Below are 24,892 nucleotides of genomic sequence, written 5' to 3' on the forward strand. Positions count from 1 at the left end.
ATGGCGAACCTGAAACTCGGGAAGCTTCCGGACCGGACGCCTTCCAAGATCACCATCACCGTTAGCGCGGGCCTGAGCCAAGCGCTCCAGGACTATGCTGCGCTTTACCGTCAGACCTATGGTGAGTCGGAAACGGTGGCTGAACTTATCCCATTCATGCTGGCGAAGTTCTTGGAGGCCGACCGGGCGTTTGCTAAGGCCAGAAAGGAAGGTTTGCCCACCGCCGGCATCTCGGAGAAATCGGGTCAATCATCTGAACGAGACTAGACAGCGCGCGAGACGATGCGGCCCTCGTCGGATTGGGCGAGGAAATCTGCGCGTTCATCCTTGCGCCGCCGGGGACGTCATGGCCAGGTCACAGTGGCTCCCGTAGCAGTTGAATGTCACGCACACGCACTTCACGACGCAACGACAGGTTTGCGCCGCATATCGGTCGTTTGGGTCACCGCTGCCGGTTGCCAAAAGCGGACATTGCGGCGAAACTTTGCAGCCTCGCGATTGCGCCATGGGTACACGGGATAAGCATCTCGGCCGCCTGACTGCGCTTTGTAGATCTAAATCGCCGCGGGACATACGAGAGACAAAGTCGCCCGGAAGAGTTACAGGTGAGCGAATGCCGATTCAAAACGAGCCAACCCGCATATGCCTATCACCGCGCTAGATCGACTCAGGGGAAACGACGCCTCCCGGTGGAGTCATATCGCCGCCGCCGAACGCCGTAGCAGAGAGCGCTTGGAGGTCTTGGCCCGTATCGCAAACGACCTGCTACCGACCGACGAAGGTAGCTTCGTTGTGTTCGGCTCTCTAGCGCGCGGTGAATATACCGCAGGTAGTGATCTCGACTGGACCGTCCTGATCGACGGGCGCGCCGACTCCTTGCATTTGCAGATCATACACAAGCTTAAGACCGAGCTCGAGAAAGCTGACTTCAAGATCCCGGGACCAACTGAGGTGTTCGGCGGTCTGATCTTCAGCCATGACCTGGTCCATGCCATCGGCGGCGAGGAAGATACTAACAAGAATATGACCCGGCGTTTACTACTGCTGTTAGAGTCGGCCCCGATCCATGCTGCGGGCAGCGTCGAGACCCATGCCCGCATAGTGCAGGCTATCCTGAATCGCTACGTCCAAGAGGACGCCAGTTTCATTGGCAGCAACAAACGTGCTGACAGGATTCCGCGTTTCCTCTTAAACGATGTGGTGCGTTTCTGGCGCACTATGGCAGTCGATTACGCGAACAAGTACCGGGCCCGAGGCGGTCAAAAGTGGGCGCTACGAAATATAAAGCTACGGATGTCGAGGAAGTTGCTCTTCGTCTCCGGCTTCTTCATGTGCCTATCTTGGGCACTGCAGGACCATGCCCAAAAAAGCGACGATTTCGAGGTCCAAGATCTCGTTGATCATCTACTGGCTTGGACCCAACGCTCTCCATTGGTCTCTCTGGCAGGCGTGGTAGAGCGATATGCGCCGGAATTGGCGTCCGACATCTTCGATAATTACGATTCCTTTCTTGCTGTTCTTGATGATGAGATCCGTCGGACCAGGCTTGAGAATTTGTCTCCGGACGAAGCATACGAAGATGAGGTCTTCTTGGAAGCGAGGGGTGTGGCGACGAAGTTCGATGAAGCACTGACCAAGCTGTTGTTCGAAGCGGACGCCGGCGTTGCCAAGCTGGTACAAAAATATGGGGTGTTCTGATGCCGACGATCGGCTTCTCCACGGGAGCAATCGCCCGTGACGATTTCGCGACTGCACTTGATCTGCTGGAACCCACACGCGCCTCTGCCGTAGAACTCTCCGCGTTACGAACCGCAGAACTGCCGGCGTTGTTGGCCGCGTTGCCGGGATTGTTACCGGGGTTGAAAAAACGATATCGCTATGTGAGTTTCCACGCGCCCACCAATTTCGACGACGAACGTCCGATGGTTCAGCAACTGAAGACTGTCGCGGATATGGGGCTGAATGTAGTTGTCCATCCCGATACAATCGGCGACATCCCTATATGGCGGGCGCTAGGGTCGCGTCTTTGTCTGGAAAACATGGATTCTCGCAAACCAGCCGGCCGCACAGCAGAAGAATTACAGCCATTCTTCGACATGCTCCCAGATGCTAAATTGTGCCTGGACATTGCTCACGCCCGGCAGGTCGACTCCTCCATGACCGAAGCGGTGCGTATTCTGCGACGGTTCGGCGACCGGCTTGCTCAATTCCATGTCAGTGAAATCAATAGCAAAGGTACACATTTTGCGATGTCGTTCGCCGCCAAGCGCGCGTACGAACCCTTCGCAATGGTCTTGTCCCGTACTCCAGTTATCATTGAGTCCATGGTGACGCGGGATGCGATCGTGCGCGAGATAGCCGAGACGGAGAAGCTGCTGACCAGCCATCGGTATGCCGCCGCCCACACGGCCGATGGCAGGATCAGCCCAATTCAGCCCGCCGAGTGAGCAATATTGGTAAGGGTAGGCGCGTTGGGATGACCTTGGTCAATCGGTCTGGGAAGCGGATACTGCCGGACCAGCCGGTCAGATTTGTTGAGGTTGGGAGCTGCGGTTCGATCAAATTAGCCACGGCTCTCACTAGGATAAACCTGATCGGTCCGAAACGTGGCCCGTGATGCCGATTTACTTCCGAAATGGCCGCTCTGCGGACCCTCGACACTGGCATCAAGCGAACCCACGGTTAAGGCGGGACGTGCATCAATATTTCTGCGCGGGCGCATAGGCCACCGCAGCCAAATCATCCTTCGTATATTTCGACCAGGTCACTGCAAGTTCGCCCGAAAGCTCGCCCAGCCGGACCTTCAGGTTTTGCAAGCGTTCGCCGTCATTGAGTACTCGCAGGGTGTCGGCCATAACCAGTGTTGCGGCCACCATGCCCACGAAAGGCACAGCGACTGACTTCCCAGCATATTCGATAATGCCACAACGGTCGCGCTTCAGGCGGCGATAGGCAGGGTTTTCTTCAGCCGCTTTCAAGATCGCTTCTTCAGCATCTGCCTTCTCGGCGGCCGAAAGCACCGGCCAGATTTCGCCCGCCGCGCGGGCATTCGGCCATGTCCGGAAGCTAATCGAATCGAAGTTAGTCGCGGTGCCGCCGAGCCCGCTATCAACGACACGCCCAAATCTGGCTCCGACGAGAAGCTGGCGCGCCTCGTTGTTGTCGAAGCCACTGAGCGCAAGTGCTGGTTCGCCATCGAGCCTGCGCGTGTGCTCATCGAAGCGCCGTTCGACAAGGCGGCTCTTGATGCCGAACCGCTCCAGCCAGTTCGAGCACACCCGCGTCTTTAGCCTGCCGATGTCGCGGCTCCTGAACAGCACGCCGGTTTCGGTATTTGCCTTTTCGACCTTGTCGAAGTCCAGCAGGTACAGAAGTACATCGGCAGGATCGGCGAAGGGGAGCGTCGCCAGCGCCCAGAGATAAGCGTTGCCGAGGTGCCCCAAACCTAGCAGCCACGCCTGCTTTGGCAGCGCGGTCACGACCGGTCCGACGGCTTGGGGATTTGTGTGGCCGAGGTCGGGGCGCCACAGCGAAAGACCCACGACGCGTTTTCCAGCCAAAAGGTCGATGCCCGCGAAACCTAGGAAGGTCTCCGAAATTGCGAGGGCGGCAGCGAGAATGGGCGCAAGCGAGCAATGCTCGCGTTCCGCATAGCGACTCAGAAAGTGCTGCGGACCGGCTACAGCCAGCCAACCGTCGAACGTCACGCGGGTGGCAGCCCCGTCGTGGGCAGCATTGCCGAAAAGAACAAGCCGACCACCATCGGTCGGCGTCATGTTGCGGTTTCCAATTTCCCTGGCAAGGGCGAACCCAAGCGTGGCTCCCCCTGGTGCTCCAACCAGGGCCGGCGCGCTCCGGACGGAGTCCGGCGCGTCCACGCGGACAGCGCCCGGAAAGCACCGGGCTGCCAGACGAACCGCGGTCAAGGCAGCCAGTTGAAGCGACCTTGAGGCGGCGACATCTTCGCCCAGCTTCATTGTCACCGCAAACCCACGTCGCCGGGCGAGTACCTTCCGGGGATCATCGCCGTTACGATCGACGAGCAGCTTAGAAATTCGCGAAATGCTTGCCATGTGCGCCCCTACCAAAAGATCAAGCGCAAGCGATCTGATTGACCGCCTCGGTCATGCCGCCGCCACCTGTAGCTGCCCAAATATTCGTGTACTCCGACGCCACGCTTTGACCACGGTGCCATGCGAGCGAAGTATGGGAAGATCAGGGCCGTATGGCCGACTTCCGGAATCATCGGGTTGCGCTGATCCATCACACTCTGGCCTGTATTCGCATTGCCGTGGGTGTGGGAGTCGGCGAGCACTTCAAGGCCGCTCTCCCGGCAAATCTTCCAGAGCGCCGCAAGACCGTCGCCGTGAAACATGATGATCCCATTCTGATAAGCGTGCGGGTCCAGCTGGTCGTAGAAAACGACGCGCGCCACGGTTCCCAACTGGCCAGTCCACCGGCCCAGCAGAAACGCGCCGCTCTCACGGCGCCCTTTGCCGCGGAAGCGCAGCCCGAGGACGAGCCACGCCCACATCCACACGCTGACCTGGATGTGTTTTCCGGTCTTTTCACTGGCCGACATAGTCGTCCCCCGTCAGCAGCAGTTGAAACTCATCGAGGTAGTCAGTGATCGTATTTCGCTCTGTCCAGGCGAGATGCGGCATCGTGCTGGTCCAGTCGGTGTGCGAACTCAAGGTGAAGCGATCATATGGATGATAAAAGGCCTTGGACAAACCGGGCTGCCAATCCGTCCGAAAGACCTTCGCAAAGCGCGATCCCGGTTTTCCCTTCGGGTATTTTGCAGCACCCAACATGGTCTTTCCAACCGGGTCCCAGAAGGACCCGGTGGGAGAAACCGAGCGGTATCCTTCGACATCGATCATAATGTAATAGCGATCCGGCGCACTCGGCCGTTCGGCCGCCTGAAGCCAGAAGCACACATGCGGCCACGACATGCCCTCGGGCAGCACGTCAGCTTCCGCAACGCCCCAACGACCGACGAGGACGCCGGCGCGAAACCCGCCGTCCTCAAGGTCCATGACAAATAGCTTCTGATCCGGCGCCATCTCGATCTCACCCCTGAGGCGTTACTTCCTTGATAAGGTCGAACGCCACAGCGCAACCCGGAGCGTTGGTCAATTCGCCGATATGGGTGTCGCCACGCGGCTGGGTCGTCGTGCCGGTAGTCTGGAGGACGTACTCGGCAGCTGAGGCGGGATCGAGCTTGAACGCTTTGCGCGCCCATTTCGTCAACGTCGCCACTGTCGTCGACGGCGCCACTTTGCGGTGTTTGGTCTTGGCGCCATAGTGCACCTCGACCTTCACGCGCTTGCAACGAGTGACATGGACGTGATGGCGCTTCCCGAGTTCGAGATCCGCCATGGTGTTCTTGCGGTCGACTGGCTCGGCCTTATCCTCGCCGTCCTCGGACTCGAAGTCCTCCAAGACGTCCTCGCTCTCGCCGACGAACACGAGGGCGTCGGTAAAGTCCTTACCGCCAAGCCCGAGGCGGTCCAGCACATCGGTCAGCTTGTCTGTGTCCTCGACCGAGGCCACGACGGGATTGCGCCCGTTCGCATGCACGAAAATCTCGAATGCCATTTTGGTCTCCTGAAGTCAGCCGTGGATCACGTCACATCGCCAGACCTACGGCCGATTCTAGAATTCGTCAATAGCAAACATTTATCATGTCCGTTTTACCAACATTGTTTGCGACATTGACAATCTCGCCGCCCGAGAGGTAGAACAAGACATGAACCATGACTGGGTCTATCCAGAAATCGGCGGATTGATTCGCCAGCGGCGCAAACAACTGAAGCTCACGCAGGAACAGCTTGCGCCACAGGTCGAGCTCTCCAGAACGTCGCTCGCCAACATCGAGGGCGGCAAGCAGAAGGTACTGGTACACCAGCTTTTCGCTTTCGCATCCGCGCTGGGCATCGAACCGGCTGACCTGCTGCCGAGACATGCCCGTCATGTCGTCGCCGGCTACGAGGTCAAATTCTCGACGCAGCTTCCGGCGCATCAGCGCGCTCAACTCGCGCAATTGCTGATGGACGAACCAACAACTGCAAAAGGGGGAGAGACCGTTGCCAAGCAGGTTAAGCGCTGACCAACCAGAGAAGGCGGCCGCGTCCGTATTGGAGCGTTTCAAGTTAGGAGAAACTGCCCCCATACCCGTCGACAGAATTGCCAAGGGCCTCGGCGCCGTCGTGCGCTACTCTGCGCTCGACAATGAGCTGTCGGGCATGATCTTCATAAAGGACGGCACGCCGATCATTGGCGTCAATGCGCTTCATCATGTCAACCGTCAGCGCTTCACCATCGCTCACGAATGCGGCCACTTGGAGCTACATCGCGAACTGCTGTCCAGCGAGGTGCACGTGGACAAGGATTTTTCAGTGCCGGTGCTGCTCAACCGCGACAACCAATCATCGCTCGGCACAGAGCCCATTGAGGTTCAAGCGAACCGCTTCGCGGCGGCGCTGCTTGTTCCTCTGCCACTTCTCAAGAAGACTCTTCATGGTCGGCTGGCGTCTGCCGATATCGACGACGAAAGCCCACTGGATGAACTGGCACGAAAATTCCGCGTCAGTAAATCGATGATGGAGTTCCGACTGAAGAGTGTATCCGCGACGAAGTGAGGGCGGCATGGGATTCGTGTTCTACGACACCGAGACGACCGGCACGAACTGGCCCTACGATCAGATTCTACAGTTTGCTGCCGTCAGGACCGATGCCGATCTTCAGCCCCTTCAGGAAGTCCAATTCCAGAGTCGCATGCTGCCCCACGTCGTACCCAGCCCGGAGGCCATGAAGGTCAACGGGCTGACGCCGGCGCGGTTGGTCAACCCGGCGTTGCCTTCGCACTATGAGATGGTCCGCGGCATCCAGGCGGCGATGCGCACATGGGGCCCATCGATGTTCATGGGCTTCAACAACATAGGCTTCGACGAGAACTTCCTGCGCGCGGCATTCTACAAAACGCTGCATCGACCCTATCTCACGGTCATGGACGGAAATTCCCGCTCCGACATCCTCAAGCTTGCACGCGCCGCGCACCTGCTTTCGCCTGGGGCCCTGCTCGTCACCTACAGCGATTGCGACACGCCATTGTTCAACCTAGGTGAGCTTGCACGCGCCAATGGCTTCAATCACCCAAATGCCCATGATGCCAGGGCCGACATCGATGCGACCCTTCACCTCGCACGCATCCTGATGAAGGAGGCGCCCGACGTCTGGAACAACTTCATGCGCTTCGCTCAGAAGTCAAACGTCTTGCAATATGTCCTCGATGAGCCCATCTTCGGCATGGCTGAGTTCTACAAGGGCAGGGCATATAGTTGGCTTGTAACGCGTATCGGCGTTTCCACTACCGACAAAAATGTCCACTACGCCTACGATCTTCAGTTCGATCCCGACGAACTGGCCGCCCTCGACGACGAGGAGCTGATTGATCGACTAGCCAACATGCCCCGCCCCATTAAGAAGCTAAAGGTCAACGGTTGCCCCGTGATCTTCGGGGTCGAGGATGCTCCAGCTGGAACCGAAGCGCGTTTTCTGGACGACGCGGAACTTGAACGCCGCGTACGACGGTTGCGTGATGATCCGGTGCTCACCGGCCGGCTGGTCGCCGCGCGCGAAGCGTCGCTGCCGGTCTACCCGCCTTCGGCCCATGTCGAGCAGCAGATTTTTGATACATTCACTGGCGACAACGACCTCGCAGTGCTCGAACAGTTTCACGCGGCGCCGTGGGGCCAGCGGCAGGCCATTCTTTCGGCCATCCGGGATGGGCGCCTGCGCGTTTTGGGCGAAGAACTGGTCTATCTGGAAAGTCCCGGCGTGCTCACCAGCGACCAGCGTGCCCATCACGCGGAGAAGCATCGGCGGCGTGTCCTCGGTTTGGACGGGATGGAGCCTTGGCTGACGATCCCAGCAGCAGTTGAGTTAGCCGAGTCCATGCTTGCCTTGGCAAGCACAGCCGATCAGCCGCATCTGCAGATGCATAGGGCACACCTTGTAACCTGGCGCGATCGCCTAGCTTCCGTACCAGCGTGAGGCTCTGCTTGAGCTAGTTGATTCTGTGAAGGTCGCCGTCTGGCGGCCGCATGTGACGTAACCGACCTGTGTCCGCTTTGGGCCAATCCAGGCCCCGTGTCATCGAGTTGAACGTCCGGAATTTGCTCAGCGTGCCCAGAAGCTGCCAAGCTGCTTCCGACCCCCCTGCGGTCATTCGCGAACTGGCCGCGAATGGCGTAAATTCGTATACAGTCCAAATTGTCCAAGTTCGTCTGTGCTCGGTGGGACAAACGGGATGCAATGGACACCCCAAACTGAAGCAATCGCTGTCCTGTGTCGGTTTTGCATAGCGCGTCCGCTGGATCCGCCAAAATGACGTGCGCGCACCTGTCGCTTGGGCGCCGCAAAGGCGCAACGGAAATGATGCAGTCAAAAGGATGCATGCCGCGACAGCGACTACATTGTTGTAGCCTTTTCAACAGCGTAGGAATTCGACGGTATTTGGGACGGTATTGTGGAATTGATTGACAGAAATGAGATAGGAAAATCAGTGTGTTGAATTTCCAGTTGATCATCGAGTGGAAAGCTCGGTCGTTCGCCAGCATTCGGCGACTATCGGCGACACTTCCTTAAGTGGCTGAATTCCAAGCGCTTTCGTCTCTATGCCTATCGCTGGCTATCGCCCCTAAGCGGAATCATTTGGCGGTAGATCTGACGGGATTCCCTTTCGCGTCATCCTCGCTGCAGACTGATGCCGTCACTGCGCCGGACTCAAGCATTTGGGCATCTTTCAAGGTAAGGGATTGAATCCAAAGGGCTCTCACAGAGGCTTGACGGTAAAACGAATGACGGTAAAATTAGGCATTGAACAATTCTAGATGCGCCTCGCCCGTCACTTCCTATGCTCACCGACATCGCACTTAAGAGGCTGAAATCAAAAGATAAAATATACAAAGTCACTGATCGTGACGGTATGTACGCGACCGTGACTCCCACAGGGCAGATATCGTTCCGGTACGACTACCGCGTGAATGGACGGCGAGAGACAGTGACGCTGGGCCGCTATGGTGAGGGAGGCATCTCGCTAGCTGAGGCGCGTGACCGCTGTCTTGCCGCACGAAAAATGGTGGCAGCCGGAAAATCGCCAGCCCAGGAAAAGCAGCGTGACAAGCGGCGCCTGTCTGGGACCGCCACGTTCGGCGATGCCGGCAGAGGATGGTTTAAAGAGGCGAAGATGGCGGACAGCACGCGCTCGATGCGCAAAGCCGTCTTCGATCGAGACATCTTGCCGATTTGGGACAAAAGGCTCCTCACAGAAATAACATCGGACGACTTGCGGGCGCTCTGCGCAAAAGTCAGTGCCCGTGGCGCACCAGCAACGGCCATTCATGTCCGGGAAATCGTTAAGCAGGTCTATGGTTATGCCATTCTGCACGGCGAGAAGATCGCCAATCCGGCGGACGAGGTAGGACCGGCGTCGATAGCCACCTTCGAGGCGAAAGACCGGGCGTTGTCACCCGCAGAAATTCGGATCATGCTGAAAGAGTTGGAAAATGTGCCGACATTGCCGACCATTCGGCTGGGCCTGAAGCTGATCCTGCTCACGATGGTTCGGAAAAGTGAGCTTCTGGACGCGACGTGGGATGAGGTCGACTTCGAGAACGCGGTATGGACCATTCCCAAAGAGCGAATGAAGCGGAAGAAGCCACATAACGTCTACCTGTCCCGCCAATCCCTCGACATCTTGATTGCGCTCAAGACTTGCGCTGCGAACTCTCGATACGTGCTTCCATCTCGCTACGACGCCGACGAACCCATGTCGCGGGCGACTTTCAATCGGGTCACCATGGCGATTGTAGACCGCGCAAAACAACAAGCTCTGCCGCTTGCTCCCTTTACGGTGCACGATTTAAGGCGGACCGGCTCCACGCTCCTAAACGAGATCGGATTCAATCGCGACTGGATCGAAAAATGCCTTGCCCACGAGGACAGTCGTTCCTCCCGCGGCGTCTACAACAAGGCTGAATACGAACCGCAGCGGCGCCATATGCTGCAGGAATGGGCCGACATGATTGAAGCGTGGGCGGCTGGCAATAAACACGCACCCACACTGCAGCCGATTTCCGGGGCAGCCGTCATCCTCGATCCGATTTAACGGGTCTCGTCTTCCGTGACCGCACGTCTGGTCCCGGGGCTAGTTCGATCGAACCAGCAGAGGACGCGTTCCGCCGTTCCTGAAGCCACGCTTCGACTTCTCCCAGGTCCCAAACGACGCAGCGGGGGGTCAGATTGAACCGTCGGGGGAACTCGCCTCGTTGTTCCATTTCATAAATGGTCGTGTCCGATAACGGGACGATTTCTCGCAATTGCGATCGGCGAACAGTTCGCACGACCTGTCGCGCCTCAATGTGTGGTAGAACCGGAAGGGGGCGATCCGATGGCGCGGTCTCTATGCCTTGGCAGCTTTGGCATTGAGTTGGCTTCTGCCGTTTGACTATGTGCATACCGAAGGCTCCTTCGGATCAAAGATCGTGCATCTGCTCCAATCCAGGTATAGCTCTCAACTACGATCACATCGTCTCCTTTGACCAGCAGGCGAGCTTTGGAGGCATCATGATAGCGAGGTCTGGGATCTTCTATCGCCATCTCGCCAGCTCATCCTCCGCACCATACGGACGCCAACAAGCCCCTTAGGCGTATCTCCCGCCGCTGGGTGGCACTAGGCAGCAAAATTACCAAGTCGAACTCTCGCCGCTGGCAGCGCCCACAAACCGAGTGCACACGGGCAATTTGAGGCAGGCCCGAATGGTCGCCCGCTACGCATGAGTCCGTTCGGAAGTGCTTTCGGAATACGAACTGGCGAGCCATCCCACGCCCGAGTTTCTACGATGTTGTGCCGTACCTCTAGCTCTTCCAGGTCGAAGGACGTATTAGAAGGACAGCAATACGGACTTATTTGCTCGTGCTTTCTTATTAACAGAACGGGAATCTCTGTTTACTTGCCGGTCAAGTTCTGCATAAAAAAGAGGCAGGCGCCGATTCGGTAGCCTGCCTCTGTCTCTACGCGTACTCGCGGTAAATGTGGCGCCGAGTGGACGAACAAAGACCGCGGGTCCGCTCCCTAGCAGGTCGGTAGCTAGCGTCCTGAGGCTTCATTGGCAAGCCACAGGAGTAAAGACTAATGGCGAAGAATCCTCCCCTTCGGCCTGGTCAACCCGCTCCACGATCAGGTCAGTACGAAATTACTGGCCCACGTGGCGGCAAAGGACCGGAAAGAACAGTGACTCGCAATGAGCCACTGCCGCCGACTCCGTCAAAGGGATCCACTTACAAGCTTGTGGATCCGACCAAGCACGGAAAATAAAGTGACGGCGGGCTTCGGCCCGCCGGTTTCATGATCAGCTGAGGGACGAAATGATTAAGAAGATTGAAGTTGTTAAAAGGCCTGCCGGTGACGGGAAGACTCGCACTGGCGCAACCAACGAAACAAAATCTCTGAGTACCGATCGCTACAAAGCGCGGCTGGGCGTGAAACCAACTAGCGGCGGGAAGAAGTCTTGAGCCTCAGCAATTTGGCCGATCTCTTCACAGTCATCGGCTTTCCTCTTGGATTGGTTGGCGTCGGACTAGTTTTGTACCAGATGAGAACGGACAAATTGTCAGCCTCGGCAGGAGCTGTGGCTACAATACATGAGAATATTCGCGCACGGATCGACATGTTGTCCCGCTCAGAGCCGACTCTCGGCGATAGCGAAAACCCTGAATGGACCGGTGCCTTTCGCGACCTCCTAAACGATCTGGAAGTAGCTTGCGCCACCTACCTAGATAGCCAATTCAGCGGTAGGACTGGAAAGCTGGCCGAATTCCTCATTCACGACATGTTGAAGTTGTTCCAAGATGATCAGTCGCTACGGGAGCATCTAAGGGCTGCAATCCACGATCCAGATACATTCGCTAACATCAGGGATTTTTTAGCTCTGAAGAAATAGACGGAGGTGACCGCAGGTCCATCAGAGTTCGCAGGCGGCACCGAGCCGGTCTGCGACATCCTCTCGCGTCGGTCTCTACCGTTAAATCGCAAGCGATCGGTGACGCTATATGCCACCTTCCGGCGCATCCAACCAGTGTGCTGATTGGCGCTGCTGATCGGAACCAAGGGAGAACAAGCTGGGTCTGAAGACGGTTCTATCGCGTCTCTAGGTTTGGCAATTGTCCCATACGTCCAAAATGGCGCGATTGCTTGAGGTTCGAGGCAAGGCAGCCCGTCCCGTCGGCTTTCACAAATATTGAGGCCTAGCCGGCATGAAACCTTTTATTCACAAATTTCAAAATCGACTGGTTTTTTTGTTGCGACTGCCATTGCGTAGGTTCTATGTGTTTCGTTCTGCACGGGGGGTGTAGTTGTCTGACGTCGAAAAATCGGTCTTCCAAAGCGATTTGCCTCTAAGGGAGAAACTCGAGCGCGCCAGGATGGAGTTGCTCGATCTCTCCGCCCGCAATCGGCTTTTGAACGTGCCGCGGTTTTCCAAGAGCGCAAAAACGATCGACATCGTCGATGAGCGGTCATCCGAGGTCTATCGTTTGTTGGCGAACGAAGGGAAGGTTTTTACCTTCCTCGCCGGCAAGCCTGATAGACCGAGGGCAGGCCAAGAAGGCACCGCCGCGGAAGACGATATTGATTTCTCCCCCATTTCCCTTGCTCAGCCAGAGGACGATGACGCCGACGATAGAGGGGTGTCTGCGCGGCATTCAGACACCAAACTGCAGACGCGGATGACCCCAACTGGCCTCCAACGTCGGCTTCTTGATCTCTACCATGATGCCAGGACCCTAGAAGAGGAGCAGGGCGTCAACGTCCTCTTTTTAGCTCTCGGGATGCTGAAGTGGATCGATCCCAATAACAAAGAAAACATCCGTCAAGCACCGCTCATTTTGGTGCCCGTCCGGCTCGAGCGAGGAACGGCTGGAGAGAAGTTCCGGCTACGCGCCAGGCCAGAGGATCAGAGCGCGAACCTCTCCCTCGAGCTCTATCTCGATCGGATGCACAAGCTCGCCATGCCGAGCTTCGACGCGGGAGACGACTTCGACGCCTCAAAGTATCTCAATGCCGTGGCCGAAGCTGTGTCAACCAAAGAAGGTTGGGAGGTGCTCCGGGACGACATGGTGCTGGGCTTCTTCTCGTTCGCGAAGTTCTTGATGTACCGGGACCTTGATCCCGAGATCTGGCCCGAGGGCTCCAAGATCATCGAGCAGCCGAAGATCCGCTCGCTCCTTTCAGATGGCTTTGAAGCACGCGAGCCACTGATGTCTGACGATGTCGCGATCGATCCGCACATCGCGCCTGCGGAGATGTTACATATCGTCGACAGCGACAGTTCCCAAACGCTAGCGATTCACGATGTCAGGAAGGGCCGCGACCTTGTGGTCCAAGGTCCTCCGGGCACAGGCAAATCGCAGACGATTGCGAACGTTATCGCGTCAGCCGTGGCCGACGGAAAGACGGTGCTTTTCGTAGCCGAAAAAATGGCCGCGCTGGAGGTCGTGAAGCGCCGCCTCGACAATGCGGGGGTAGGGGACGCCTGCCTGGAACTCCATAGCAACAAGGCGAACAAGCGCATGATGCTGGATGAGCTGCGGCGTACTTGGCAGCTCGGATCGCCTCGAGGACAATTCCCGTCTTCACTCACCGAACAGCTGTTGGAAGCGCGCGACAAGCTCAATGCGCATGCCGACCGGATGCATATTCCGTTTGGCGCATCCGCCCTGACGCCCTACCAAGTTTTCGGCCAGCTAACCCGGCTGAGGCAGAACGGGCAAAAACCCGTAGATATCAAGCTCGACGGTGCCACCGATTGGACGAGTGAAGGCGTGTCGTCACGCCGGAAGCTGCTCGACGAGGTCTCTCAGCGGATCAACGAAATCGGTTTGCCTATCCACCATCCCTGGAGAGGGATTGGCCTGGATGTTGTACTGCCGACCACCGTAGAGCGGCTTATCCCACGCATTGGGTCGTTGCTGGATCAAGCGAAGGCTGTGCAGGCCAAACTGATCGACATTGCCGTGCGGATCGAGGCTGAGCCTCCGCAAATTCTCAGCGATAGCGGCGAGGTGGAAGATCGCGCGGAACTGCTCGCTTCCGCACCAGAGCTTTCCGCGGACGCGTTGATCTCGCCGGTGTGGGATGACCATCCTAAGGAGATCTCCTCGCTTCTTTGGACAGGATCGGATTTCGCCCGCCAATTCGAAGACCTTTCGGAGCAGTTGGCGGCGACGGCAATCGACACGCCAATTGAAGATCTCGAGACAGAGCTTGCGACGCTGCCATCGGAATTTCCGAAAGACGGCTTTGTTCGCGCGCAACAGCTGACCGTTTTGCTCCCGCGCTTGCGGGATGAAGCGGAGCGGTTGAACCAAGAGCTGGGGTCAACGGTTGTACCGGATACGCTGGCAGGGCTCGTTAGATTAATCGTGACGGGGGAGAGAGTTGCGGCAGCCCCTGACGCAAGCCCCGAAGCGTTCGCGGCGACCGTCTGGGACTCTGGACTTGAACAAGCGGCAGACCTTGCCGAGTGCGTCGCGACACTTGAGGCGGTCCAAGCCGAGCTGAAGGGCAAGGTTGTCGATGCTGCCTGGAACACGGACGTAGCGGCGACAAGGCAGGCCCTCGCCACTTATAGTGGACTGTTCAAGGCATTGAGCGGCGACTACCGTCGCGCCAAGGCACTTGGGCGATCCCTTCTGGTCGACCCTAGCGCGCCGACGGAGATAGTGCGCCTCCTAGACCTGTTGATGAAGGGGCAAGCGGCGGCCGCAAGGGTTCGTGATGGCGACGCTTTTGGTCGTTCTGCCTTCGGAGCAGATTGGCGCCGGGAGAAATCGTCGTCGGCACCGCTTTTGGCATTAGTGGAATGGATGCGCACGCTGAGGGGGCTTGGCTCGGAACCGCGACTTATTGCTGGGCGGATGGCCGAGCGCTCCGAAGCGGGCGCGCGAGCGCTTCGGGTTCGCAAGGTGATTGATATCGGCCGGCCGATGATCGAGGGTTTTTGGAACGATCTCGGCCACCTCGCGCCGTCCATACTTGGTGACGTGGCTTCCGCCGAACGGGCTTCGCTGCAGGCTATGGAAGTGAAGGCGCGCGCCGTGGCTCAAGCCGACGAAGCGTCGCGGAAGGTTCTGGCTGGCGTGCCCGATCAGTTATCCGATCGGGTGGAGGTCGTGCGACGACTGGGCGCTCTACAAAAGTTTGCTCACGAGATCGATGCCGCTCACGGCCTTGGCACGTCTGCATTCGGCTTGTCATGGCTGGGGCGAGGATCCGACTGGGCCGCTCTCACACAGGCCGAGCTCTGGTTGAAAGAAAATAGCTCAATTCGACATCTGGCTGCGCGTTTGCTTGACAGGGTTGAGATCGCGAACTTGGCTCGTTCAACTCGAGAAGCGACCCAAGCCGCAGCGCTGGAATTGAAAGCGTTGGCAGAGGATTTGAAAGCTGACGCTCCGTCTTTGTTTGGAGTAGACGATTTTTCGGATGTCGTGATCGACGAGTTGGTTACTCGACTCCGGGGCTGGGTCGAGCATCAGGAACAGCTCTCGAAATGGGTTGCCTACGAAGGACGATCTGAAAGTGCTCGAAAGGCCGGATTGGGACCTCTGATAGACGGCCTAGCCAACGGCCAAGTTCCGACCGCATCGGCGCGATCGGTCTTCGATATGGCATATTACGAGCGAATGCTGATGGCGATGGCGACTAAGGAGCCGGAGCTCGGGAGGTTTGACGGCGAACTCCATTCCAGAGCTGTCCGCGACTTTGCGGATTTGGATCGGCAAAGGATCAAGGCTAGTGCCATCGAGGTCGTCACCGCGCATCATCGCAAGATCCCCTCAAGAGATGGCGGAGCTGGGCCTGTCGGATTGCTTCGATCTGAGATGGCGCGCAAAAGAGGCCATATGCCTATCCGACAGTTGATGCTCAAAGCGGGGCCAGCTGTCCAAGCGCTGAAGCCGGTGTTGATGATGAGCCCACTTTCGGTGGCGCAATTCTTGTCGCCCGGTCGGATGTCGTTTGACCTCCTGGTTATGGACGAAGCGTCTCAGATCCAGCCGGTGGACGCACTCGGCGCTATTGCCAGAGCGAACCAGGTGGTCGTCGTTGGCGATGAACGCCAACTGCCGCCGACGACCTTCTTCGCGAAGATGACGGGCTCGCAATCTGAAGATGACGACGGCGAGGGTGCGCAGGTCGCTGACATCGAAAGCATCCTCGGCTTGTTCACGGCCCGTGGCTTGCCGCAGCGCATGCTTCGCTGGCATTACCGCAGTCGCCATCAATCACTGATCGCCGTATCGAATAGCCAGTTCTACGAGAACCGGCTGTTCATTGTGCCGAGCCCCTATACCCAAGAGGCCGGCATGGGGCTACGGTTTCATCATGTGCCGGACGGAGTGTTCGATTCGGGTGGGACAGGAACGAACCCGATCGAGGCGCGAGCTGTAGCAGAAGCGATCATCCGTCACGCGAAGTCGAATCCGCAAGAGTCTCTTGGGGTAGCGACTTTTTCCGTTAGCCAGCGACGTGCGATCCAAGATGAACTTGAAGCCTTACGGCGGCTGAACCCCGATACGGAAGACTTCTTCCACGCCCATCCGAGTGAGCCGTTTTTCGTCAAGAACCTGGAGAACGTTCAAGGCGACGAGCGGGACGTGATCATGATCTCGGTAGGGTACGCGAAGAATGCCCAAGGCTACATGGCTATGCGCTTCGGCCCACTCGGTTCGGAAGGCGGCGAGCGTCGCCTTAACGTCCTCATAAGCCGGGCCAAGCGTGCCTGTGAGGTATACGCGTCGATAACAGATGAGGACATCGATCTAGAACGCGGAAAGGGCAAGGGTGTCTTCGCCTTCAAGCTCTTTTTGCATTACGCGAGGACCGGACGTATCTCGCTCGCGCAGACGACGACTCGAGAGATGGATTCGATCTTTGAGGAACAGGTAGCCAACGCATTGATTGAAAGAGGCTACCAGGTCCATGCGCAGGTGGGTATCGCAGGCTTCTTCATCGATCTTGCAGTTGCTGATCCGGAGCGGCCAGGGCGCTACCTACTAGGCATCGAATGCGACGGCGCTGAGTATCATTCGTCGCGCTCTGCCAGAGATCGGGATCGGCTGCGTCAGGCTGTCCTGGAAGACCACGGCTGGATCATACATCGCATTTGGAGCGCTGATTGGTTCCAACGGCCGCGCGAACAGCTCGAGCGAGCAGTGGCAGCGATTGATGCTGCAACAAGAGAACTCGCTGAACGAGCAGAGTTGGGGAACCAGAGAAGCCGTGCCGCAGCCGTACAAGTCGTAACCGTCGACCGAGGTAATGTCACCGAAATCGGCTTGGAAACCGCCGACAGAACCGCGGCACCAGATCGGACCTACTCGGAAGCACATATACAGAGACCGCCCGGCCAGTTTGAACTTCACGAGACGCCCACCGGTCTTCTGGCTGGGCTGGTCGAGCAGGTCGTGGCTGCGGAGACGCCAATCCATCTCGACGAGGTGGTATCGCGTATTCGGCTTGCGTGGGGCCTGCAGCGGGCCGGCGGTAGAATTCAGGACGCGATTGAGCGCGGCCTTATTGTCGCCGAAGCACGGGGAGCGGTGGCACGGCGGGGCGACTTCTGCTTTAAGCCCGGCGCCCCTATTCAGCTACGGGACCGCAGCGGTGTCATGTCCCCTGGATTGCGTAAGCCCGAAATGATCTCATCGGAAGAAGTTGCCCAAGGAGCCATTGAGGTGGTGAGATCCAATCTCGGCGCGACGGAGGACGAAATTGGACCGAGCATTGCGAGGATGCTGGGTTTCAAAGCCACAAGCGCTCAATTGAGGCAATTGATTTCAACGGCGGTCGCCGCTGCTGTCGCCAAGGGATCGTTGCGGTACCAAGACGGGCTGCTGATAGACGGCGCAAACGGTCAGTAAGAAATCAGCGAAATGTGAGGGCGGGCTTAATCGCCCTCGCTAAATCAGAGCGAACCTGGGACGAACCCTGTCCTTGGCTGGAGGCTGAATGGCATTTCGATTTGTTCACACGGCCGACATCCATCTCGATTCACCGCTGCGTTCGCTAGCCTTGCGAAATCTCGACCTCGCAGAGCTCGTGGGTGACGCCAGCCGTCAGGCTTTCATTTCGACAGTGGATTTGTGCCTCGAGGAACGCGTGGATGCGCTGGTCATTGCTGGCGACCTATATGATGGCGATCAAACTTCGATGAAGACTGCCCGGTTCGTCGCGACCCAGATCGGACGGTTGCTTCAGGCTGGTATCAGGGTTTTCAAGATCCGCGGTAATCACGATTCCCTCTCACGTATCTCGAAACAGCTCGTGTTTCCGGACACTGTGACTATTTTTAGCGGTCGCCCCCAATCGGTCTTGCAAACTGCCGGTAGTCTGGATGTCGTTTTCCATGGCCTGAGTTTTGCGCACCCTAAGGCGCCAGAAAGTCTGCTGCCAAAGTACCCAGCTGCTCGTGAAGGCGCAGTGAACGTTGGTATCATGCACACAAGCCTGGCAGGTTCGCCCGGTCACGACGTGTACGCGCCTTGCAGTGTAGGCGACTTGCACAACCATGGTTTCGACTACTGGGCACTCGGGCACATTCATGTTCGCCAAGTCTACACAGGTGCACGAGCAACGGTCGTGATGCCGGGTATCCACCAGCGCCCGCCGGAAACTTGCCGCTGGCGCAAGATGGCTGTTCGAAACTTTTCGGGGGAACCCGCCAGGCTGTGAGGCGAGGCGTTGCGAGTGCTGGTTGGCTAGAGCAACGAATCGCATTTTAGGGTGGGCATTATGTTCAGACTTATTTCAAGCATCAAGGATTTCGGTGTCTTCAACAACTTCACCGGAGGTACCTTACCGGAGTTCGCGCCCTTCAATCTGATTTACGGCTGGAATTACTCAGGAAAGACAACGCTGTCGCGTGTGTTTCGCTGCCTGGAAGATGGCGCACTTCATCCGGATTATCCCAACGCGCGCTTTGACGTAGTGCACGCTGACGGCACACAGTATGATCATGCCTTTGCAACGCCCTGCAACGTACGTGTGTTCAATGAGGATTTCCGCAAAGCACATCTTCGTTGGGATGATGCCGACGGTTTCAATCCCATCCTCCTGCTCGGTGCCGAAAATATCGAACGACGCGATAACCTCGTACAGAAGCAAACGCAGTGTGCGCAACTTGACAATCAGCGTAAGGCAGCCGTCGCTGAGGCCAAGCGACTTGATGACAGAATCAGTAAGGCTGAAACCGATTGTGCCAGCCAGATCGTGAACGAGCTTCCGGTCGGCCGTTTCAACAGGACTAACCTGCGTCCCATAATCAGCGCTTGGAATGGCACGATGCCCGATGCCCTACCTCCCGAGCAGGTTCAGGCAGCACGCGGCAAAGTGAGTGCCGAGCAGAAGGATGTTCTGCCCGATCTTTCGATTGTCACGCAGTCCATCAACCAACTCTGGCGCGATGGCATTGCTCTCCTGAGCGATCAGATCGACTCATCTGCCACGATCGCGCGTCTTGTGGAACACCCGGATATTGCAACATGGGTTGAACATGGGCGACACCTGCATGACGGCAAGTCGCACTGTGAATTCTGCGAAGGAGAACTGACTACCGCGCGCAAGGCGGCACTCAACGCCCACTTTTCCGATGCGTTTGATGATCTCAAGAAGCGGATCACCACAGCCATTGATGAACTTACTGGGCAACGGATGGAGTTTTCCGGTGCCGCCTATCCCCGATCAGGCTTTTATGCCGATCTGCACGACGAACATACACAGGCTGGTCGCGAGCTGGCACTCGCTAGAGACGGCTTCAACGGTGCCATACAGGCGCTCATCGATGCCCTGAAGAAAAAACAGAGAAATCCGTTCGATATTGTGCAGGCACCGGACGGCGAACCAGAATCCGATCCACTCGCTGCGGCAGCGAGGCGTTTTCAGGCCCTGATAGACGAGAACAATGATCGCACCCGTCGGTTCAACTCCGCGCGCAACGAAGCTGTTGCCATGCTAAAGGATCATTACGCAGCCGACGCGATGCGTCGGATCGATCGGTTTGCACTTGAGGCCCGAATTGGTGCTCAGAAGAAAGCTGTAACGGACTCTGAAGCGGCCCTTGTTGCCCTTGATCTGGAGATCGCCAACCTTCAGGCGGAACTCTCAAACGCGACCAAAGGTGCGGAAGCCATCAACGAGACCCTTCGGCGATTTTTCGGGAAAGCCGATATTCAGGTTAAAGTCACTGACAGCGACCGTTTTCAGCTGATGCGCGGCGAAGCACCTGCCCGAAACTTGAGCGAAGGCGAGCGAACGGCGATCGCTTTCTGTTACTTCATCACCAAGCTGCTCGAAAACGGAAACAATCTCTCGCAGACCATCGTCTATATCGACGATCCGATATCGAGCCTTGATGCGCACCATCTTCTGCACGTTTGCGCATTCATCAGAACCACATTTTACCGGTTCAACGAAGGGGCGCCCAAACCCGTCAGCATGAATGTCTGGCCAGGCAACTGTTCATCTCGACCCACAGCCATGAGTTTTTCAATCTCATGCTGGACTGGATGAGGAAGATGACTGATCAGATGTATCGGACATATCTCGTTGAGCGGACGGACGCGAATGGCCTTGTCGCTTCGAAGATTATTCCATGCCCTGACAGCATTCAGAAATATCGCTCCGAGTACCTCTACATCTTTCACCAGATTGCCGGCTACGCCGAGAACCCCCAGAACGATCATCAGATCATCTTCAATCTCGGCAACATGGCGAGGAGATTCATCGAAGGGTACGCTTCGTTTAAGTTCCTCGAGCACGTTAACATAGATAGCAGTATTGATCGTCTCATCACCGATCCGGTCGATGCCGAGCGCGCCCGCAAATTTATGCATTTCTATTCTCACACGCTTTCGAGAAGTGCCGGAATGCGTTTACCAGACATGAGTGAGGCGCAAGCAATTGTTATATTAATCCTGGATGCCGTGCGGAACCACGACCCCGTTCATTACGGCTCGCTTGAAGCAACACGCTGACACCCTTCATCGAGCCTGGGTGACTGGCGTTGCCGAACGACCAGTCGCCTGTGAGCGAATGGCAGTTATCCGCTGCAGTCGCTCCGATAGCGGACGGTCTGCAGTTGGCCCAAGAGGCGACCTTCGCGATCAGCTTGAGGAGATGGTCTTCTGATGCCGCGAAAGGAGGCATTGGACGGATAATTCGAGCGGCAGCAGTGGCGGAACCATACGGAACGATACGGGAAGGTTCATGGATAGGTGCCACGAAAAACTCAACGAAATCAAAGATCTGAATACGTCCTCCGGGCCCACCAAAATTATTCAATATCAACCAGTTATGGTCAACTTCGCTTAGAAGTGGGCCAATCTAGATTCTATGGCCCAGGAGTCACGTGCATCGACTCAATCCATGAGCGGGAAGGGCGACTTTTGCCTGCTCTTAAATTCTATTGTCGTCCTGTTCGTCAGTCTGGTTTGTGCAGCCATGTATAGTCCAGCTATTTCAAGGCTGGAAAGACGCTTGGGCGACGCGTGCGGCAAAAGGCGGTAACGACGTGCGAATGGGATGGTTGGCGCGACCGATCGAGAATGCCGCGGCGGCAAAGTAAGCTGGTGGCAACACAGCTGGGCGTACTGCCAGCAGGCGAGAGGCACAGCCGTTGCTCGCTGCTCAAAGCGGCGCCTTCCGACGTTCGCGGGATATCACCCATGCTCGCAACGGGTCTGCCATAGACTTTCGCATCGCCTGACCGATGCTTCCGTCCGATGGTGGCGCCCGCCGAGGCGGCGATACTTCCTCCCGTAGACGCCAGGTGGCGGTCCATGGAGGCTCATGCCAAATCCACGGGCGCCAGCGGCGGAGGTGGCCGATACGGCCGTGGTCAGCAGGAGACAAACATGACCCTGGACAACATTTCACACCCCTCGATCCAGCATTGCGCCGACAGCCTGAACGCGAAGCACGGCAACGGTAGACCGGAGCCCGAATTGGTTCCGTCGCGCTACGCACTGCAGGTCGGCGACATCGATGTGCTGATCGTCAGCGATGGAGTGCTGCCGATACCAGCCCCGGTTATGGCATACAACGTCGACCCGGCCGTCCGGGCGGCCTGGCTGGACGACATGTTCCTGCCGCCGGACGTGCTCGAGTGGCCGCTGAACGTGGTGGTCGTGCGCAGCGGCGGCCAGACCATACTCGTGGACGCCGGGCTGGGGGCGGACCCGGACTTGCACTTGCCGAGGGCCGGGCGGTTGGTCTCACGACTGGAGGCAGCCGGCATCGATCTCGCATCCGTCACCGACGTGGTGCTGACCCATATGCATATGGACCATATCGGCGGGCTGCTCATCGACGGGGTGAAGGACCAGCTGCGTCCGGATCTGCGGATTCACGTGGCGGCCGCCGAGCTCAAGTTCTGGGAGTCGCCCGATTTCTCCCGCGCCTCCATGCCAACGGGGTTCCCGGATGCGCTTCGGCGGGCGGCCAAGCGGTTCGTGAACGAGTACCGCAGCCAGTTGCGGCCGTTTGAGACGGAGCACGAGGTGGCGCCGGGGGTGGTTGTCACGCTCACTGGCGGCCACACCCCCGGGCACAGCGTGGTCCGCCTGGCGTCCGGCGGCGATAGGCTGACCTTCGCCGGCGACGCCGTGTTCCAGGTCGGGTTCGACCAACCCGACTGGCACAACGGCTTCGAACACGACCCTGAGGAGGCGGCCCGCGTCCGCATCAATCTTTTGCGGGAGCTGGCCGCGACCCGTGAGCCGCTGGTGGCCACTCACCTGCCATTCCCTTCCATCTGCCATGTGGCGGTGGACGGCGATGTCTTTCGTTGTGTACCGGCTGTCTGGGACTACTGACCCGCTTGTCGGGTCAGAGCCGCACCAGGTCGGATCGAGACTTATCACGCCATGATCGTGTGCTCGTGCAATGTGTTGAGCGATCAGGATGTCCGCTCCGCCGTCAAGGCGGAGCGGACGTGCTCGATCCGCCAGGTCTATGGCTGTCTCGGCTGCAGCGCCCAGTGCGGCCGTTGCGCGCGTACTATCCGACGCATCATTGACGAGGCGCTCGGCAGCGCCCGTGCGGCATCCTGCAACGGCGGCGCTCCTGACTCGGCCACCTCGGCCGTCCGGCGCAGCCTTTCAGTCAGGAACCCATAGACCAACGTATCGGACGCATGCGTCCTCGGCGTGATAGTTCGAACACTGGAAAGGCTGGCATGCTTGGGTCCTCCACAACCCAACCAAGGAGCATCGGAAATGACGCTCGGATTCGTTCTTTCGAGGATGCTGCAGATCTTCCTGAGGGTCTGGGCCGTCGACACGACGGCGAAGCCGGTTAGGCGCGGCGGTAACGGGTTTGCTCGCGCGATGGTCCCGCCGATCTACTTACGCGTCCCGTCGAGGAAGGTTCGTGACCGCGAGTGAACCGGCTCATCCGTGTTAAAGGGCGGCTGGCCAAGGAGCGCCGGCCGATATCGATACCGGCAATTTCAAAACCAGAGGCACTCCGATGAGCGGTGGGCATTCCACCTATATTCTCAAGACCAGGATCGGACGCTGGTTCGACGCCCGCCTGCCGGTGCCGCGCCTGGTGCATGATCAGTTCATCGTCTACCCGGTTCCGCGCAACCTGAACTACGCCTATTCGTTCGGCGGCATCCTGTCGATGATGCTGGCCGCGCAGATCGTTACCGGCGTCGTGCTGGCCATGCACTACGCGGCCGACACGACACTGGCCTTCAATTCCGTAGACAAGATCATGCGCGACGTGAATTCCGGCTGGCTGTTGCGCTACCTGCACTCCAACGGCGCGTCGTTCTTCTTCATCGCGGTCTACGTCCATGTCTCCCGTGGCCTCTATTACGGCTCCTACAAGGCGCCGCGCGAACTGCTGTGGGTCCTCGGCTGCACCAACCTTCTGTTGATGATGGCTACGGCGTTCATGGGTTACGTGCTGCCTTGGGGACAAATGTCGTTCTGGGGCGCGACCGTCATCACCGGCTTCTTCAGCGCCATTCCGCTGGTCGGCGAATGGATCCAGCAGCTTCTGCTCGGCGGCTTTGCGGTGGACAATCCGACTCTAAACCGCTTCTTTGCGCTGCATTACCTGCTGCCGTTCATGCTGACGGGCGTCGTCATCCTGCACATCTGGGCGCTTCACGTCGCCGGCCAGACCAATCCGGCAGGCATCGACGTGAAGTCAAAAACCGACGTCGTGGACTTCACGCCCCATGCCACAATGAAAGATGTGCTCGGGGCCGTGGTGTTCCTGCTCGCCTTTGCTTACTTCGTGTTCTACGTGCCGAACTATCTCGGGCATCCAGACAACTACACCGCCGCCGACCCGCTGAAGACGCCGGCGCATATCGTGCCCGAGTGGTACTTCCTGCCCTTCTACGCGATCCTGCGCGCCGTCACCTTCAACATCGGGCCGGTCGACTCGAAGCTCGGCGGGGTGCTCGCCATGTTCGGCGCCATCGCCGTGTTGTTCTTCGTGCCCTGGCTCGACACGTCGAAGGTGCGCTCGGCCGTCTACCGGCCCTGGTACAGGCGGTTCTTCTGGCTGTTTGTCGCCAACGCCCTCTTCCTTGGCTGGCTGGGGTCCAAGCCGGCGGAAGGCTGGTATATCCCCGCCATGCAGGTGTCGACCCTCTACTACTTCGCGTTCTTTCTCGTCGTCATGCCGCTGCTGGGCGCGATCGAGACGCCGCGCCGGCTGCCGAACTCAATAACCGAAGCGATCCTGGAGAAAGGCAAGGATTAACACCGAAGGATCGCTCGTCATGCTCCGAGGCGAGGATTGTGCGAG

The 24,892-nt window shown here is 58.1% G+C and carries 20 protein-coding genes and 1 pseudogene; 16 read left to right on the forward strand and 5 right to left on the reverse strand.

Going from position 1 to position 24,892, the window contains the following annotated elements:
- From AC0L17_RS04060 to AC0L17_RS04070, 3 genes are all read left to right on the forward strand, one after another.
- Positions 1 to 267, forward strand: coding sequence for a DUF2274 domain-containing protein (locus tag AC0L17_RS04060; protein ID WP_473514855.1), 267 nt, complete (start codon positions 1 to 3; stop codon positions 265 to 267).
- A 375-nt stretch (positions 268 to 642) separates the two neighbouring features.
- Positions 643 to 1,698: a nucleotidyltransferase domain-containing protein gene (locus AC0L17_RS04065; RefSeq protein WP_473514856.1), complete on the forward strand. Its 1,056-nt coding sequence runs from the start codon at positions 643 to 645 to the stop codon at positions 1,696 to 1,698.
- Positions 1,698 to 2,447 carry a hypothetical protein gene (locus tag AC0L17_RS04070; protein WP_473514857.1) on the forward strand — a complete coding sequence of 250 codons (750 nt, stop codon included), beginning with the start codon at positions 1,698 to 1,700 and terminating at the stop codon, positions 2,445 to 2,447. Before AC0L17_RS04065 ends, AC0L17_RS04070 begins: the two co-directional genes overlap by 1 nt.
- A gap of 252 nt (positions 2,448 to 2,699) precedes the next feature.
- Here AC0L17_RS04070 and AC0L17_RS04075 read toward each other — a convergent pair whose 3' ends face one another.
- The 4 genes from AC0L17_RS04075 to AC0L17_RS04090 all read right to left on the reverse strand — a co-directional run bounded on the left by AC0L17_RS04075 (position 2,700) and on the right by AC0L17_RS04090 (position 5,601).
- A complete protein-coding gene (locus AC0L17_RS04075) occupies positions 2,700 to 3,776 on the reverse strand; it encodes a ThiF family adenylyltransferase (RefSeq protein ID WP_473514858.1) in 1,077 nt (358 codons plus the stop codon).
- A 305-nt stretch (positions 3,777 to 4,081) separates the two neighbouring features.
- Entirely contained in the window at positions 4,082 to 4,582 is a 501-nt protein-coding gene (locus tag AC0L17_RS04080; protein ID WP_473514859.1) for a hypothetical protein, read from the reverse strand.
- Positions 4,569 to 5,066 (reverse strand): DUF7665 family protein, encoded by a 498-nt coding sequence (locus tag AC0L17_RS04085; protein ID WP_473514860.1) that lies wholly within the window; start codon positions 5,064 to 5,066, stop codon positions 4,569 to 4,571. The genes AC0L17_RS04080 and AC0L17_RS04085 overlap by 14 nt, the downstream gene beginning before the upstream one ends.
- A 7-nt stretch (positions 5,067 to 5,073) precedes the next feature.
- Complete coding sequence (locus AC0L17_RS04090; RefSeq protein WP_473514861.1) at positions 5,074 to 5,601, reverse strand: hypothetical protein; 528 nt, start codon at positions 5,599 to 5,601, stop codon at positions 5,074 to 5,076.
- Positions 5,602 to 5,752: 151 nt separating this feature from the next.
- Here AC0L17_RS04090 and AC0L17_RS04095 point away from each other — a divergent pair, with 151 nt between their 5' ends.
- The 4 genes from AC0L17_RS04095 to AC0L17_RS04110 all read left to right on the forward strand — a co-directional run bounded on the left by AC0L17_RS04095 (position 5,753) and on the right by AC0L17_RS04110 (position 10,174).
- On the forward strand, positions 5,753 to 6,112 hold the full coding sequence (locus AC0L17_RS04095; protein WP_473514862.1) for a helix-turn-helix domain-containing protein: 360 nt from the start codon (positions 5,753 to 5,755) through the stop codon (positions 6,110 to 6,112).
- A complete protein-coding gene (locus tag AC0L17_RS04100) occupies positions 6,090 to 6,644 on the forward strand; it encodes an ImmA/IrrE family metallo-endopeptidase (protein WP_473514863.1) in 555 nt (184 codons plus the stop codon). Before AC0L17_RS04095 ends, AC0L17_RS04100 begins: the two co-directional genes overlap by 23 nt.
- Positions 6,645 to 6,651: 7 nt before the next feature.
- Positions 6,652 to 8,058 (forward strand): exonuclease domain-containing protein, encoded by a 1,407-nt coding sequence (locus AC0L17_RS04105; protein ID WP_473514864.1) that lies wholly within the window; start codon positions 6,652 to 6,654, stop codon positions 8,056 to 8,058.
- A gap of 862 nt (positions 8,059 to 8,920) precedes the next feature.
- The gene (locus tag AC0L17_RS04110; RefSeq protein ID WP_473514865.1) at positions 8,921 to 10,174 is read left to right on the forward strand and encodes a tyrosine-type recombinase/integrase; all 1,254 of its coding nucleotides are present in this window, start codon (positions 8,921 to 8,923) and stop codon (positions 10,172 to 10,174) included.
- Here AC0L17_RS04110 and AC0L17_RS04115 read toward each other — a convergent pair.
- Complete coding sequence (locus AC0L17_RS04115) at positions 10,155 to 10,523, reverse strand: helix-turn-helix transcriptional regulator (protein ID WP_473514866.1); 369 nt, start codon at positions 10,521 to 10,523, stop codon at positions 10,155 to 10,157. The genes AC0L17_RS04110 and AC0L17_RS04115 overlap by 20 nt on opposite strands.
- Positions 10,524 to 11,576: 1,053 nt before the next feature.
- Between AC0L17_RS04115 and AC0L17_RS04120 the strand changes: the two genes are divergently transcribed.
- The 9 genes and pseudogenes from AC0L17_RS04120 to AC0L17_RS04160 all read left to right on the forward strand — a co-directional run bounded on the left by AC0L17_RS04120 (position 11,577) and on the right by AC0L17_RS04160 (position 24,847).
- Positions 11,577 to 12,008: a hypothetical protein gene (locus AC0L17_RS04120; RefSeq protein ID WP_473514867.1), complete on the forward strand. Its 432-nt coding sequence runs from the start codon at positions 11,577 to 11,579 to the stop codon at positions 12,006 to 12,008.
- A gap of 412 nt (positions 12,009 to 12,420) precedes the next feature.
- On the forward strand, positions 12,421 to 17,988 hold the full coding sequence (locus tag AC0L17_RS04125) for a DUF3320 domain-containing protein (RefSeq protein WP_473514868.1): 5,568 nt from the start codon (positions 12,421 to 12,423) through the stop codon (positions 17,986 to 17,988).
- Between the two features lie 88 nt (positions 17,989 to 18,076).
- Positions 18,077 to 18,727: pseudogene (locus AC0L17_RS04130) on the forward strand (metallophosphoesterase family protein); the annotation flags it as partial.
- A gap of 132 nt (positions 18,728 to 18,859) precedes the next feature.
- Positions 18,860 to 20,635 carry an AAA family ATPase gene (locus AC0L17_RS04135; RefSeq protein ID WP_473514869.1) on the forward strand — a complete coding sequence of 592 codons (1,776 nt, stop codon included), beginning with the start codon at positions 18,860 to 18,862 and terminating at the stop codon, positions 20,633 to 20,635.
- The gene (locus AC0L17_RS04140) at positions 20,620 to 21,099 is read left to right on the forward strand and encodes an AAA family ATPase (protein WP_473514870.1); all 480 of its coding nucleotides are present in this window, start codon (positions 20,620 to 20,622) and stop codon (positions 21,097 to 21,099) included. Before AC0L17_RS04135 ends, AC0L17_RS04140 begins: the two co-directional genes overlap by 16 nt.
- An 879-nt stretch (positions 21,100 to 21,978) precedes the next feature.
- On the forward strand, positions 21,979 to 22,938 hold the full coding sequence (locus AC0L17_RS04145) for an MBL fold metallo-hydrolase (protein ID WP_473511162.1): 960 nt from the start codon (positions 21,979 to 21,981) through the stop codon (positions 22,936 to 22,938).
- A gap of 51 nt (positions 22,939 to 22,989) precedes the next feature.
- Entirely contained in the window at positions 22,990 to 23,241 is a 252-nt protein-coding gene (locus AC0L17_RS04150; protein ID WP_473514871.1) for a (2Fe-2S)-binding protein, read from the forward strand.
- A 99-nt stretch (positions 23,242 to 23,340) separates the two neighbouring features.
- On the forward strand, positions 23,341 to 23,508 hold the full coding sequence (locus AC0L17_RS04155; protein WP_473514872.1) for a hypothetical protein: 168 nt from the start codon (positions 23,341 to 23,343) through the stop codon (positions 23,506 to 23,508).
- 85 nt (positions 23,509 to 23,593) lie between these two features.
- Positions 23,594 to 24,847: a cytochrome b gene (locus AC0L17_RS04160; RefSeq protein WP_473514873.1), complete on the forward strand. Its 1,254-nt coding sequence runs from the start codon at positions 23,594 to 23,596 to the stop codon at positions 24,845 to 24,847.
- Positions 24,848 to 24,892: the final 45 nt, after the last annotated feature.

It is taken from the genome of Mesorhizobium sp. WSM4829 (assembly GCF_055811475.1).